The 12,872-nt window shown below is 71.0% G+C and carries 15 protein-coding genes and 1 tRNA gene; 7 read left to right on the top strand and 9 right to left on the bottom strand.

Features of this window, described 5'->3' with window-relative positions; all coding sequences use genetic code 11:
• The first annotated feature begins 37 nt into the window (after window positions 1-37).
• Window positions 38-808 (top strand): sulfite exporter TauE/SafE family protein, encoded by a 771-nt coding sequence (locus ACFQU3_RS00960; protein ID WP_385905124.1) that lies wholly within the window; start codon window positions 38-40, stop codon window positions 806-808.
• 69 nt (window positions 809-877) lie between these two features.
• The gene (locus tag ACFQU3_RS00955; protein WP_385905121.1) at window positions 878-1,687 is read left to right on the top strand and encodes a TrmH family RNA methyltransferase; all 810 of its coding nucleotides are present in this window, start codon (window positions 878-880) and stop codon (window positions 1,685-1,687) included.
• Between the two features lie 16 nt (window positions 1,688-1,703).
• Here the strand turns inward: ACFQU3_RS00955 and ACFQU3_RS00950 are convergent, their stop codons facing one another.
• The 7 genes from ACFQU3_RS00950 to ACFQU3_RS00920 form a co-directional block, all read right to left on the bottom strand.
• Window positions 1,704-2,081 (bottom strand): DUF3037 domain-containing protein, encoded by a 378-nt coding sequence (locus ACFQU3_RS00950; RefSeq protein WP_385905118.1) that lies wholly within the window; start codon window positions 2,079-2,081, stop codon window positions 1,704-1,706.
• Entirely contained in the window at window positions 2,078-2,848 is a 771-nt protein-coding gene (locus ACFQU3_RS00945) for a HipA family kinase (RefSeq protein ID WP_385905115.1), read from the bottom strand. Before ACFQU3_RS00945 ends, ACFQU3_RS00950 begins: the two co-directional genes overlap by 4 nt.
• A 4-nt stretch (window positions 2,849-2,852) precedes the next feature.
• Window positions 2,853-4,121 (bottom strand): MFS transporter, encoded by a 1,269-nt coding sequence (locus ACFQU3_RS00940; protein WP_385905112.1) that lies wholly within the window; start codon window positions 4,119-4,121, stop codon window positions 2,853-2,855.
• Between the two features lie 44 nt (window positions 4,122-4,165).
• Window positions 4,166-4,987 (bottom strand): ABC transporter permease, encoded by an 822-nt coding sequence (locus tag ACFQU3_RS00935; protein WP_385905109.1) that lies wholly within the window; start codon window positions 4,985-4,987, stop codon window positions 4,166-4,168.
• Window positions 4,947-5,756: an ABC transporter ATP-binding protein gene (locus tag ACFQU3_RS00930; RefSeq protein ID WP_385905106.1), complete on the bottom strand. Its 810-nt coding sequence runs from the start codon at window positions 5,754-5,756 to the stop codon at window positions 4,947-4,949. Before ACFQU3_RS00930 ends, ACFQU3_RS00935 begins: the two co-directional genes overlap by 41 nt.
• The gene (locus tag ACFQU3_RS00925) at window positions 5,753-6,274 is read right to left on the bottom strand and encodes a MarR family winged helix-turn-helix transcriptional regulator (RefSeq protein WP_385905103.1); all 522 of its coding nucleotides are present in this window, start codon (window positions 6,272-6,274) and stop codon (window positions 5,753-5,755) included. The genes ACFQU3_RS00930 and ACFQU3_RS00925 overlap by 4 nt, the downstream gene beginning before the upstream one ends.
• A 145-nt stretch (window positions 6,275-6,419) precedes the next feature.
• Window positions 6,420-6,506, bottom strand: a tRNA-Leu gene (locus ACFQU3_RS00920).
• Between the two features lie 155 nt (window positions 6,507-6,661).
• On the opposite strand from ACFQU3_RS00920, the gene ACFQU3_RS00915 reads away from it, so the two are divergent.
• Window positions 6,662-8,008 (top strand): M20/M25/M40 family metallo-hydrolase, encoded by a 1,347-nt coding sequence (locus ACFQU3_RS00915; RefSeq protein WP_385905100.1) that lies wholly within the window; start codon window positions 6,662-6,664, stop codon window positions 8,006-8,008.
• Between the two features lie 17 nt (window positions 8,009-8,025).
• Here the strand turns inward: ACFQU3_RS00915 and ACFQU3_RS00910 are convergent, their stop codons facing one another.
• Entirely contained in the window at window positions 8,026-8,211 is a 186-nt protein-coding gene (locus ACFQU3_RS00910; protein ID WP_385905097.1) for a DUF5703 family protein, read from the bottom strand.
• A gap of 184 nt (window positions 8,212-8,395) precedes the next feature.
• Between ACFQU3_RS00910 and ACFQU3_RS00905 the strand changes: the two genes are divergently transcribed.
• Window positions 8,396-9,190 (top strand): LppX_LprAFG lipoprotein, encoded by a 795-nt coding sequence (locus tag ACFQU3_RS00905; protein ID WP_385905094.1) that lies wholly within the window; start codon window positions 8,396-8,398, stop codon window positions 9,188-9,190.
• A 151-nt stretch (window positions 9,191-9,341) separates the two neighbouring features.
• Window positions 9,342-9,794 carry a hypothetical protein gene (locus ACFQU3_RS00900; RefSeq protein WP_385905091.1) on the top strand — a complete coding sequence of 151 codons (453 nt, stop codon included), beginning with the start codon at window positions 9,342-9,344 and terminating at the stop codon, window positions 9,792-9,794.
• 12 nt (window positions 9,795-9,806) lie between these two features.
• Here ACFQU3_RS00900 and ACFQU3_RS00895 read toward each other — a convergent pair whose 3' ends face one another.
• On the bottom strand, window positions 9,807-10,742 hold the full coding sequence (locus ACFQU3_RS00895) for an aldo/keto reductase (protein ID WP_385905089.1): 936 nt from the start codon (window positions 10,740-10,742) through the stop codon (window positions 9,807-9,809).
• A 75-nt stretch (window positions 10,743-10,817) separates the two neighbouring features.
• On the opposite strand from ACFQU3_RS00895, the gene ACFQU3_RS00890 reads away from it, so the two are divergent.
• Together ACFQU3_RS00890 and ACFQU3_RS00885 are read left to right on the top strand one after the other, a co-directional pair.
• Window positions 10,818-11,897, top strand: coding sequence for an LLM class F420-dependent oxidoreductase (locus ACFQU3_RS00890; protein ID WP_385905086.1), 1,080 nt, complete (start codon window positions 10,818-10,820; stop codon window positions 11,895-11,897).
• A gap of 82 nt (window positions 11,898-11,979) precedes the next feature.
• The gene (locus ACFQU3_RS00885) at window positions 11,980-12,840 is read left to right on the top strand and encodes an undecaprenyl-diphosphate phosphatase (RefSeq protein ID WP_385905082.1); all 861 of its coding nucleotides are present in this window, start codon (window positions 11,980-11,982) and stop codon (window positions 12,838-12,840) included.
• The last annotated feature ends 32 nt before the right edge of the window (window positions 12,841-12,872 follow it).

Below are 12,872 nucleotides of genomic sequence, written 5' to 3'. Positions count from 1 at the left end.
GGCATCGACACCCGGTCACCCTCTGTAGGGTGACCGGGTGTCGTTCTGGTCCGCCCTCGCCGTCGCGCTGGCCGGGACCGGGGCCGGCATCATCAACACCATCGTCGGGTCCGGAACGCTCATCACCTTCCCCACGCTGCTCTTCTTCGGGGTGAACCCGCTCGCGGCCAACGTCTCGAACAACATCGGCCTCGTGGCCGGCGGCGTCACGGGATCGTGGGGCTATCGCCACGAGCTCACCGGGCAGGCCCCGACCCTGCGTCGGCTCATGCCGCTGTCGTTCCTCGGGTCCGTCGCGGGCGCGGGTCTGCTGCTCGTCCTGCCGCCCAGCGCTTTCCGGGCGATCGTCCCCGTGCTCATCCTCGTCGCGCTCGTGCTCGTCGTGGCCGGGCCGCGCATCCTGGCCAGGGCCCACCCCGAGGGTGACGACGTGCCGGAGCCGGGATGGCACGTGCCGGCCATGGCGGTCGGCGTCTTCGTCGCGGGCATCTACGGTGGCTACTTCGGCGCGGCCCAGGGCGTACTGCTCATGGGCCTGTTCAGTGCCCTGAGCCTCGAGCCGCTGCAGCGACTCAACGGCTACAAGAACGTCCTGTCCCTGGTCGTGAACGTCGTCGCTGCGGGCGTCTTCCTGCTCTTCGCCCGCGAGCACATCGACTGGCTCATCGTGCTGCTCATCGGTGGTGGTTCCTTCCTCGGTGGCATCATCGGCGCCCGCATCGGGCGGCGCATCCCCCCGAACGCCCTCCGGGCCGTCATCATCGCGATCGGCCTGGTCGCGATCGTCAAGCTCGTCTGGTTCCCCTGACGCGACGGCGCTACCGCCGCGGACGGGACGGCGACGGACGACACTGCCGCCGGCACTACCCTGACGGACGTGCCGATCGAGATCACCGACCCCGCAGACCCGCGACTGGCCGACTACGTGTCGTTGACGGACGTGGTGCTGCGGCGGCGCACGGAGCCCGAGCGCGGCCTCTACATCGCCGAGAGCCAGAAGGTGATCCGGCGCGCGCTGCGGGCCGGGCACCGGCCGCGCTCCTATCTCATGGCCCGTCGGTGGCTGGACGACCTGGCCGACATCGTCGCCGACGCCGAGTTCGCCGGCATCCCTGTCTACTACGGCGAGCACGACGTCATCGAGCGGCTGACCGGTTTCCACCTCCACCGCGGCGCGCTGGCCGCGATGCAGCGCCCCGCGCTGCCGGAGGTGTGTTCCCTGCTCGAGGGCGCGCGCCGGGTCGTCGTCCTCGAGGACGTCGTGGACCACACGAACGTGGGCGCCATCTTCCGTAGCGCGGCCGCGCTCGGCGTCGACGCCGTTCTCATCACCCCACGGTGCGCCGACCCGCTCTACCGCCGCTCGATCCGAGTCTCGATGGGCACGGTGTTCCAGGTGCCGTGGACTCGGATCGACCCGTGGCCCAAGGGGATCGAGGTACTGCACGAGGCCGGCCTCACGGTTGCGGCGATGGCCCTGTCGGACGACTCCGTGTCGCTCGACGCGCTGGAGACCGAGCCGCCGGAGCGCCTCGCGCTCGTCGTCGGCACCGAGGGTGACGGCCTGTCGCACCGCACCGTTGCCGAGGCGGACCTGACGCTGCGCATCCCGATGGCCGGCGGCGTCGACTCGCTCAACGTCGCTGCGGCGAGTGCCGTCGCCATGTGGGCGCTGCGGGCGCGCTGAGCACCCGGAGTGCGCGTCAGGGCCGGACGAGCCGGTCGAGGAGCCGTTCCAGCTCGGCGGCGGGGTCCTCGCACAGTCCGCCGTGCACCGGGCCGGGTTGCACGACGGTCGACCGCGGGGCGATGATCCAGCCGAAGCGCTGACCGGGCTTGTCGAGGGTGGGCAGCCCCCGCCCGGTCTCGCCTCGGCACACGGCCCGTACGCGTTCGAGCATCGATCGCACACCGTCGAGGTCGCACGTCGGCGCCAGCGCCGCGGCGCGCGACTCGTCGAGCTCCCAGGCGGCGTCGAGGAAGTCGGCGTCCTGCGAGTAGAGCACGACGCCGACGTTGATGAACTCCTCACGGTCGACGCGCGGCACGAGTCGCAGGAGGACGTACTGGTAGCCGTTCACGCGGCGACCCCCGTGGGCACCCACGTGAGAGGTCCGTCGAGACGGGCGCGCAGCATCTCGGCGTATGCGGTCCGCACCGCTGGTGCGTCGGCGAGGAAGGGCGTCGGTTCGATCCACTCGTCCGGCACGTCTGCCAGGACCGTGCGGAGCGCGTCGGGCGTCACGCGGGCGGCGAGCTCGTCGTGGCGACGGCCGACGTCACCGGCGACGTCACGCAGGACGTGCCGGCTCGCGTCGAACGGCTGCGCCGCGAACCGCTCGGGCGTCGGTGCCTTGTTCGGCCACGTGTGGTGGAAGTAGAGCGCGGCGCCGTGGTCGATGGTCCAGGTGCGGCCGTGCCAGACCAGCAGGTTCGGGTTGGACCAGGTGCGGTCGACGTTGGCCGTCAGGGCGTCGAGCCAGATGATGCGTTCGGCGAGGTCGGCGTCCGGGGGGCGGGACCCGTCGTAACCGAGCGAGCCGGGCAGGAAGTCGACGCCGAGGTTGGTCCCGACCGAGGCCGTGAGCAGGTCCTGGACCTCCTCGTCGGCCTCGTACTTCGCGATGCGGGGGTCGAGCCGGACGACGGCGAGCTCGGGCACAGGGACCTCGAGCAGGCGGGCGATGCCGGCGACGACCACCTCCGCGACGAGGACCTTGAGCCCCTGGCCGGCGCCGCGGAACTTGAGGACGTAGGTCCCGTCGTCGTCAGCCTCGACGATGCCCGGCAGCGAGCCGCCCTCCTTGAGCGGCGTCACGTAGCGGGTGGCGGTCAGCTCGGGAAGCACGCGGTCAGCCTAGTGGCCGCTCCCGGTCGAGCACCGTTGCCCGGCCCCAGAGCCTGCCGAGCAGCGTTGCCGTCGCCCCGTAGATGCATGCGAACGCCACGAGCGGCCACCACGCCAACCCGGTCGCGGGCAGCACGACCGCGCCGAGCGCCGCCGCGGCCACCATGCCGGCGTTGTAGACGACGTCGTAGGCCGAGAAGGCGCGGCCGAGCAGGTGGTCGTCGACGTGAGCCTGCATGAGGGAGTCGACCGTGATCTTGACGCACTGCGACGTGAACGAGACGACGAACGCGACGACGACGATGCTCCACGGTGTCAGGAACGGACCCAGCACCGCGCAGACGAGCGCCCCGAACGCGAGCATGCGACCGGCATACGGCACGGCGGTGAGGCGCGGCGCGAGCCACGGCGTGACGAACGCGGCCGAGGCGAAGCCCACGGCGGAGGCCCCGGCGGCGATGCCGAAGCCCACCGGCCCGTGTCCGCCCTCGAAGGGACCACGGAAGAGGAGCAGCGTCTGGAGCAGCAGGAAGCCGAAGGGGATTCGCGTCACGAACACGAGCACGAGCAGCACTCGCGCCTTGCGCGGCAGTGTGCGGACGGCCTCGACGAGGCCCGCCATGACGGAACGGGAGATCTGGCCCAGCGATGGGGCCCCGCTCGTGTCGTCGGGGCCGATGAACGGCAGACGGGTCGCCGCCCAGGCGGCGACCAGTACGCCACACACCGCGAGGAGCACGTCGACGACGTCAGTGCCACCCAGGGCGCGCACGCCGGTGCCGACGGCGCCGCCCAGGAGGTAGGCGAGCGAACCGCACGTCGGCGCAACGGAGTTCGCGCTGACGAGCTGCTCACGCATCACGACGTGCGGCATCGCGGAGGCGAGTCCGGCGAGGATGAAGCGGTTGACGGAGAACACGAGCAGGACGAGGGCGAAGAACGCCGGGCCCGTCTCGGCCCCGGTGACCAGACCTGTGACGCCGAGGATCGCCGCGGCCCGGACGAGCTGGCTCACGACGAGGACCCGGCGACGGGGCCACCGGTCGAGCAGCACTCCGACGAAGGGGCCGAGCGCGGTGTAGGGGAGCAGGACGATCGCGAACGCGATGGCGATGCCGCGCGCATCAGCGGCTTTCTCCGGGTTGAACAGGACGTGGCTGGCCAGTGCGACCTGGAAGATGCCGTCGCTGAACGACGAGGTGACGCGGCTGACGAACAGGCGCCGGAACCCGCGGCCCCGGAGAAGGGTCCACAGGGCGCGCAGGAAGGTCACGCGGCACAGCGTACGGTCCGTGCCTCGTGCGGCGGAGGAGGCAGTCAGCGAGCCAGGCGACCAATGAGGGCCGCGGCGCAGACGATCCCGGCGACCGCACTGCCGACGAGGACGCCGACGTCGATCCAGTAGTTGGTCGGCGTGCCCAGCAACAGGCCGCGTAGGGCGGACACCTCGTAGGTCAGCGGGTTGACGTGGCTGATGACCTTGAGCCACCCCGGCATCATCTCGATGGGATAGAGCGCGTTCGAGGCGAAGAAGAGCGGCATGGTGATCGCCTGCCCGATGCCCATGAGCCGGTCGCGCCGCAGGGCGACGCCGGCGATGCTGAGCGACAGGCACGAGAAGAACGCCGCACCGAGCATGACGACGACGAACACACCGAGCAGGCGCAGCGGGTGCCACGTCAGCGCGACGCCCATGACGGCGGCGACGAGGATGACGATGACGGCCTGCGCGACCGACCGGACGCCCGCGGCAAAGGCCTTGCCGGCCACGAGGGCGGCCCGCGGCGTCGGCGTCACGAGCAGCTTCGTCAGCACGCCGGCATCGCGCTCCCAGATGATCTGGATGCCGTAGAAGATCGCGACGAACAGGGCGGACTGCGCGATGACCCCTGGCGCGAGGAAGTCGAGGTAAGGGATGTCGCCCGTCGGGATGGCCCTGATGCGACTGAAGGTCGTGCCGAAGATGACGAGCCAGAGGACCGGCTGGACGGCCCGGGTCACCAGCTCGCTGCGGTCGTGACGCAGCTTCTGCAGCTCGACGAGGCAGAACGTGCCGATGCGCGCGACGAGCAGCCCGGCCCGCGACCGGGTCTGCCGGTCAGCCCAGACGGCGGGCAGTTCGACGCGTGGCTCGGACACCGCGCAGGCCTCCCTTCTCGGCGTCGGCCTCGTCGAGGGTCTCGCCGGTGTGGTGCCGGAAGACGTCCTCCAGGGTTGCGCGGACGCCGGTGGCCGCCTTGAGGTCGTCGGGTGCACCGAGGGCGCGCAGGGCGCCCTTGTGCATGAGGGCCACGCGGTCGCAGAGCGCGTCGGCCTCCTCCATGTAGTGGGTCGTGAGCAGGACCGTCATGTCGTGGTCTCTCTGCATCTGCGCGACCCGACGCCACACGCTGTCGCGCGCGACGGGGTCGAGCCCCACCGTCGGCTCGTCGAGGACGAGCAGCGCCGGCCGGTTGACGAGGGCCTGCGCGAGCTCCAGACGGCGGACCATCCCGCCGGAGTACGTCGATGCCAGTCGCGACTCGTCGCTGCGCAGGTTGACCATGTCGAGCACCTCGTCGACGCGAGCCTTCCGCTCGCGGCGCGGCACGTCGAAGAGCCGGGCGAACCACTCGACGTTCTCGCGCCCGGTCAGGTCGCCCTCGATCGACAGCTGCTGCGGCACGTAGCCGATGAGTCGGCGCACCAGCATCGCGTGGGTGCGCACCGAGCGGCCGAAGATCGCGACGTCGCCGCGCTGGAGCGGCAGGAGGGTGTTGAGCAGGCGGATCGTGGTCGTCTTGCCGGCGCCGTTGGGCCCGAGCAGCCCGAAGCACTCGCCCGGCTCGATCGCGAGCGTCAGGTCGTCGACGGCCCGGTGCGAGCCGAAGCTGTAGGACAGCCCGCGGATGTCGACCGCCGGCGTCACGGCCGCATCACCGCCTCCTGCTCGGGCGGCGGCCCCAGCCCATCGGGCTCCCGGACGCCGGCGTCCGTCGGCTCCGGCAGGTCGGCAGCGATGCGGGCGATGGTCGGGAGGGCCGCCGCCAGTCGCGCACGCTCCGCGCTCGGGAGGCCCGACAGTGCGCTAGCGGTCGCCTGGACGCGACGGTCGCGCCATCGCTCGAGCGCAGTCCTGGCCCAAGCAGTGAGGTCGAGCCGGGCGACCCTGCGGTCCTGCTCGTCGCGCTCGCGCACGAGCACTCCAAGAGCGAGAAGCTGCCCGACGAGCGTCGAGACCGTGTTGGGCGCGAGCCCCAGCACGCGTGCCGCCTCGGCGACCGTGACGCCCGGGTTGCGGCGGACGACACGCACCAGCTCGAGCTGCGCGCCCGAGAGCCCGAGCTCGGGGAGCGGAGAGCCCACGAGACGCCGCGACCGGCGCCGGAGCAGCCCGATCACGTCGTAGAGGTCGTCGGCAAGGCCCGCCACGCTGTCGTCGTCCACGCTCGAAGATTACGTCTGTGGCAGAGGTGCGGCTAGGTGCGCGACGAGGGTTCACCACCGATCACGGCGCGCCGTGCGCGTGGGCCACGTCATCGTGAACGAGAAGACCCCCGGGCTCCTGACCTGCAGGAACCCGGGGGTCTCATGGTGTCGAGGGGGGGACTTGAACCCCCACGCCCGTTAAGGGCACTAGCACCTCAAGCTAGCGCGTCTGCCATTCCGCCACCCCGACAAGGTGTGCAAGGGACTCGTGGGAAACCCTTGCGGCGAGGCGAAACGTTAGCACGGAGGCCGACCAAAAGACCAAACGGCGGGTGCTGGTGACCCCACCCCTGAGACCGGCCCCGCACGGACGACGAACGGCCGTGGCGGCATACGCTGATCCGCATGAGCCACGACGACGCAGACCGCCCCGTGAACTCCGGCCCGACCCCCGAGGACGAGGTCGCGCGGATCTGCGCCGAGCTCATCCGTATCGACTCGTCCAACTACGGGGACGGGTCCGGCCCGGGGGAGCGCAAGGCCGCCGAGTACGTCATGAACGAGCTCGCCGATGTCGGTCTGGAGGGCACCCTGCTCGAGAGCGAGCCGGGCCGCGCCACGGTCCTCGTGCGACTCGAGGGAGAGGACTCGTCCCGCCCCGGGCTCGCCGTCCACGGTCACCTCGACGTCGTGCCGGCGAACGCGGCCGACTGGCAGGTCGACCCCTTCGCCGCCGAGGATCGCGACGGCTGCATCTGGGGACGCGGAGCGGTCGACATGAAGGACATGGACGCCATGATCCTGGCCAACATCCGACACTTCGCGCGGACCGGCACCAAACCTGCCCGCGACACGACGTTCGCCTTCTTCGCCGACGAGGAGGCCGGCGGGACCTTCGGCAGCCACTGGCTCGTCGACCACCACCCGCAGTGGTTCGAGGGCGTCACCGAGGCGATCAGCGAGGTCGGCGGCTACAGCGTCACGGTGCCGACCGCGAAGGGTGAGCAGCGCGCGTACCTGCTCCAGACCGCCGAGAAGGGCATCGCCTGGCTGCGCCTGCACGCCCACGGTCGTGCCGGGCACGGCTCGGTCCCGAACGACGAGAACGCCATCGTCCGCCTCGCAGCCGCGATCGGACGGATCGCTGCCCACGAGTGGCCACGCGAGTACATCGCGTCGGTGCGCGAGCTGCTCGACACGCTCGGCACCATGACCGGCATCTCCTCCGCGGGCGACGACCTCGAGCCCCTGCTGGCGAGCCTCGGCGGCGCCCAGGGCTTCGTGCGCGGCACGTTGCGCGACACCGCCAACGTGACGATGCTCGAGTCCGGGTACAAGCACAACGTCATCCCACAGACCGCGACGGCTGCCGTCGACTGCCGCTTCCTGCCGGGGCACGAGGACGGCCTCATGGACACGATCCGGCGGCTCGCCGGCGAGCACGTCGAGGTCGAGGTCGTCCACCGCGACGTCGCCCTGGAGGCGCCCTTCTCGGGCGAGCTCGTCGAGGCGATGAAGCAGGCGCTGCTGCGCGAGGACCCCACCGCGGCCGTCCTGCCCTACTGCCTGTCGGGCGGCACCGACAACAAGGCGCTCGGTCGTCTGGGCATCAGCGGCTACGGCTTCGCGCCGCTGCGGCTGCCGGCGGACCTGGACTTCGCGCCCATGTTCCACGGCATCGACGAGCGTGTGCCGGTCGAGTCCCTCCGCTTCGGGTCGCGGGTGCTCGGCGACCTCCTGCGAACCTGCTGACGAGCCCTACGAGTGCGTCAGGCCGTGCGTTCGATCCGCATGATCCTGCGGCGCAGCCACATCCGCCGCACCCCGCCCTCGTAGATCACGGTGCGGGCGAGCTCCCAGCGGCCGTACTCGGCGTGCTCACGCACCGCCTGCCGCGCCTGGGCCTTGGACGTGTGGCGGTCGAACGTCAGGACCCGGTACTCGTACTCCGTCATCGGCATCCATTCTGGCATCAACCGTGACAGCAAAGAGACCGTATGCCGTGTGTCGGCGTCAGGTCGTCACGGTAGCGTCGAGGCGTCATCCGACCGCCGGGCCCGACCGCCAGAGGCCGCGGCGCGTCGTGCAGGGGGAACCGCCTGGCCCAGCCCGGCGTCGAGGGCCCAGGAGGTCACGCACATGAAATGGAACATCCGCCGTACCACGGCAGCAGTCATCGTCCTTCCGGCAGTGCTCGGCATCGCCGCCTGCGGCAAGAGCGACACCCCGGCACCCGTGACGGGCCAGACCCAGCCGGGTGGTACCACCACGACGAGCGAGGCCCCGGCTGCTGGACAGCCCTACAAGGACAAGGCGTCGTTCGTCGACGCGATGAAGGCCGCAGGCAAGAACGCGACGACGGCGCACGTCACGATGGACATGGATGCCGCCGGGCAGAAGATCGCCATCACCGGTGACACCAAGGTCGACGCGAACAACCCGGCCATGAAGATGAGCATGGACATGGGCTCGTCGATGAAGCTCGACATGATCCTCGTCGACAAGAAGGTGTACATGAAGGGCTTCCCAGGCCTCGCCGCCGGGAAGTGGGCCGTCATCGACAGCGGCTCCGCAATGGGCAAGCAGCTCTCGCAGGCGCTCGACCAGGCCGACCCGACGAAGATGTACGACCAGTTCGGTGCAGCCGTCACCGACCTGAAGTACGTGGGCGAGGACAGCGTCGACGGGGTCAAGGCGCACAAGTACGACCTGACCCTCGACACCAAGGCGATGGCCGACCAGCTGCCCACCGACAGCGGCACGAAGCTCCCCGACACGATCCTCTACACCGCCTGGCTCGACGAGAAGGACCAGCTGCGCAAGGTCACCTTCGAGCTGTCGGGCGTCAAGGCGCAGATGAGGATGAGCAAGTACGGCGAACCCGTCGACATCACTGCTCCCGCGGCTGCCGACACCGTCAAGGCGCCCATGTGACGCATCCCGTCCAGGGCGGGTGAACGACCCGCCAACCACGCATGAACGGTCCCGCAGCGAGCTCGGCTCGCTGCGGGACCGTCATGTTCCGTGGGCGTTTCGCCGAGCACAATCGGTTCTCTGCGTCGCGCGGGTCGACTACGGTCGATACATGACCGTGGACCCGCGCTCCGCCCTCGAGCAGCTCTTCGCCGCCCTCGAGCGCCACTTCGAGGCCGCGAACGCGAGCCGAGACCCAGACCACCCGATGGTGATGGCGGCCGCGCAGGACCTGGCGGAGGCCTTCGACGACTACGACGAGGCTCTCTACGAGGCAACCGAGGTGGCGACGCCGCTCGCGATCTACGGCGACGACTTCGACGGCCACGAGGACGAGGACGGCACCGAGGGCCGCGTCTACGCCGGGCTCGACTCCGACGACTACGTCGAGGACGACGACGAGGACGACGACGAGGACGACGACGAGGACGACGACGAGGACGACGACGAGGACGACGACGACGAGGACGACGACGACGAGGACGACGACGAGGACTACGAGGACGACGAGGACGACATCGACTTCGACGACGACGTCCCCGACGGAGCCGGCGCCCGTACCTGAGAGCGGTCCTCGTCAGGCCGAGACGTCGTCGAGGGCCGCCACGATCTCCGCGGGCAGCGACAGATCGAGGCTCGCGAGGGCTGAGCGCAGGTGCGCCGAGGTGCGCGCTCCGACGATCGGGGCCGCCACCCCCGGGCGATCACGGACCCACGCGAGCGCGACCTCTGCGGGCTTGGCCCCGAGGCCGCGCGCGGCCATCGTCACGGCGTCGGTGACGCGCGCCGTGTGCTCGTCGAGGAAACGCTCGGCGAAGCCGGGGAAGTCGGGCGAGGCCGCGCGCGACCCCGACGGGATGCCGTTGCGGTACTTGCCGGTCAGCACGCCGCGTCCCAAGGGCGACCACGACAGCAGCCCGAAACCCAGGGCCGTCGCCGCCGGCGCGACCTCGTCCTCGGGGTCACGACGCACGAGTGAGTACTCGACCTCGTTGGCCACCAAGGGGATCCGCGCCGACTCGAGCAGGCTGAAGGCGCGCGCGGACTGCCAGCCGGAGTAGTTGGACACGCCCACGTAGCGGGCGCGACCCGACGTCGCCGCCCACTCGAGAGCAGAGAGCGTCTCGGACAGTGGAACGTCGTCGGACCAGGTGTGCACGAGCCACAGGTCGACGTGGTCGGTGCCGAGGCGGCGCAGCGACGTGTCGAGCTGGGCCATGAGCCCGCGTCGTGACACGTCGACCCGCCGCTCACCCCCGGCCCGGGAGATCCCGGCCTTGGTGCAGATGACGATGTCGTCCCGGGGGATGGTGCCGTCGAGCAGGCCGCCGAGGATCGTCTCGGCATCGCCGCCGCCGTAGCCGTACGCCGTGTCGACGAGGTTGCCGCCGGCCTGGACGAACGCGCGCAGGTGGTCACCGGCCTCGTGCCGGTCAACGGCGTTGCCCCACAACATGGTCCCGAGGGCGAGCGGTGTGACCGTGAGACCGGACGAGCCGAGACGCCTGCGCATGTCCCGAACGGTAGTGGGCCATGTCGCGTCCCGAGCCGCCGCCACGTCGGTCGGCGCGCCGATAGCCTGCGCTCCATGAGGATCGGCGTGAATCTCGGCTACTGGGGACGCGGAACGACGGGGCCCGACCAGGTGGCGGTGGCGCAGGCCGCCGACCGGCTCGGATACGACAGCGTCTGGGTGGCCGAGGCGTACGGCTCCGACAGCCCGTCGATGCTTGCCTGGGTCGGAGCGCTCACCGAGCACGTCGGTCTCGGCTCTGCGGTCATGCAGATCCCCGCCCGCACACCGGCGATGACGGCGATGACGGCCGTGACCATCGACACGATGTCCGGTGGCCGCTTCCGCCTCGGACTGGGGGTGTCGGGCCCGCAGGTCAGTGAGGGCTGGCACGGCGTGCCGTTCCGCAGCCCGCTGGCGCGCACGCGCGACTACGTCGAGATCGTGCGCGCGGCGGTCCGTCGCGACACCGTGAGCCATGCCGGTCCGCACTACCCGCTACCGCTGCCGGGCGGCCCCGGAAAGGCCCTCAAGCTGTCGGCGCGGCCGGTGCGGCCCGACATCCCGATCTACCTTGCCGCGGTGGGCCCCAAGAACCTCGAGCTCACCGGTGAGATCGCCGACGGCTGGCTCGCGATCTTCTTCAGCCCCGAGCACGCGGGAGACCTGCTCTCGACGCTCGAGACGGGTCGACGCCGCGGAGGGCGGGGACCTGCCGATGAGCCGATGGCCGGCTTCGACGTCGTCGCCACGACGCCGGTCGTCCTCGTCGAGGACGTCGAGGAGGCCGCGAACCACGTCCGTGACTACTGCGCCCTCTACATCGGCGGCATGGGCTCGCGTGAGCAGAACTTCTACAACCAGCTCGCGTGCCGCATGGGGTTCGAGGAGGACGCCGCGCGCATCCAGGACCTCTACCTGGCCGGACGGCACCGCGAGGCGGCGGCCGCGGTGCCGCTCGAGTTCATCGACGAGACGGCACTGCTCGGCTCGCCGGAGCGCGTCGCGAGGCGTGTCGCTCGCTACGCGGCCGCTGGTGTGACGACGCTCGCGGTCGCGGTCGGCGGCGGGATGAGCCGCGACCAGGCCCTCGCCACGCTGGAGGTGGTCGCGAGCATCGGGGGCCTCCGGCCTCCCAGCGAACAGTCCGGATAGGGTGCGACATTGTGCCGAGTGGCCGCGGACCCGTCGGGGGAGCGGCCGGTCCCGTCCCCCGCGCAGAAGGCTCACCTGACCCATGGCTGACCTCAGCTACCTCGACGCCGTCATCCTCGGCGTCGTCGAAGGCCTGACCGAGTACCTCCCGGTCTCGTCGACCGGCCACCTGACCATCACGGAGAAGCTGCTCGGGCTCGAGGTGAGCGACCTCGCAGTGACGGCGTACACGGCTGTCATCCAGCTGGGCGCCATCGCCGCGACGCTCATCTACTTCTTCAGGGACATCGTGCGCTTCGCCGTCGCGTGGTTCCGTGGGCTCGTGAGCCCCGACGCCAGGAAGGAGCCCGACTACGGCCTCGCCTGGGCTGTTGTCATCGGCTCCCTGCCGGTCGGCGTCGTCGGCTTCGTCGGGCGTGGCCTCATCTCGGGGCCGCTGCGCAGCCTGTGGGTCGTCGCCGCCGCGCTGGTCGTGTGGAGCGCCGTCATGGTGGCGGCCGAGCGGGTCCACACGCGCTACGAGCGCCGGGGCGAGCTGCGTGGCGAGCACTCGGTGACGCCCGTCGACGGGATCGTGCTCGGCCTGGTCCAGTGCTTCTCGCTCGTCCCCGGCGTGTCACGCTCGGGCGCGACGATCTCCGCCGGCATCGCCCGCGGCATCGACCGGGTCACCGCCACCCGCCTCAGCTTCTTCCTCGCCATCCCCGCGCTCACGGCCGCCGGGCTCTTCCAGGCGGCCGAGGAGAAGGACGGGCTCTCGGCCCTCGGCATCGGCCCGGTCGCCGTGGGTCTCGTCGTCGCCTTCGTCGTCGCGTACGCGTCGATCGCGTGGCTGCTGAGGTTCGTCGCCAGCAACAGCCTGCTGCCGTTCGTCTGGTACCGCGTCGTGCTGGGCGTCGTGCTCGCCGGCGTCCTCGCGGCCAACCTCATCACCGCGACCTGACCCCGGGCGCCCCCGGGGCCTCCCTCGGGCAC

The organism is Terrabacter sp. GCM10028922 (genome assembly GCF_042666095.1).
In the GTDB taxonomy this organism is placed as follows: Bacteria; Actinomycetota; Actinomycetes; order Actinomycetales; family Dermatophilaceae; genus Terrabacter.
Note: the sequence above shows the minus strand (reverse complement) of the source record. Positions and strands in the feature narration are given on the sequence as shown.

Excerpts from the sequence above, each read along its gene's own strand:
- ACFQU3_RS00915 (WP_385905100.1), top strand. The coding sequence starts at position 6,662 with ATGAGCCACGACGACGCAGACCGCCCCGTGAACTCCGGCCCGACCCCC.
- ACFQU3_RS00910 (WP_385905097.1), bottom strand. The coding sequence starts at position 8,211 with ATGACGGAGTACGAGTACCGGGTCCTGACGTTCGACCGCCACACGTCC.
- ACFQU3_RS00905 (WP_385905094.1), top strand. The coding sequence starts at position 8,396 with ATGAAATGGAACATCCGCCGTACCACGGCAGCAGTCATCGTCCTTCCG.
- ACFQU3_RS00900 (WP_385905091.1), top strand. The coding sequence starts at position 9,342 with ATGACCGTGGACCCGCGCTCCGCCCTCGAGCAGCTCTTCGCCGCCCTC.
- ACFQU3_RS00895 (WP_385905089.1), bottom strand. The coding sequence starts at position 10,742 with ATGCGCAGGCGTCTCGGCTCGTCCGGTCTCACGGTCACACCGCTCGCC.
- ACFQU3_RS00890 (WP_385905086.1), top strand. The coding sequence starts at position 10,818 with ATGAGGATCGGCGTGAATCTCGGCTACTGGGGACGCGGAACGACGGGG.
- ACFQU3_RS00885 (WP_385905082.1), top strand. The coding sequence starts at position 11,980 with ATGGCTGACCTCAGCTACCTCGACGCCGTCATCCTCGGCGTCGTCGAA.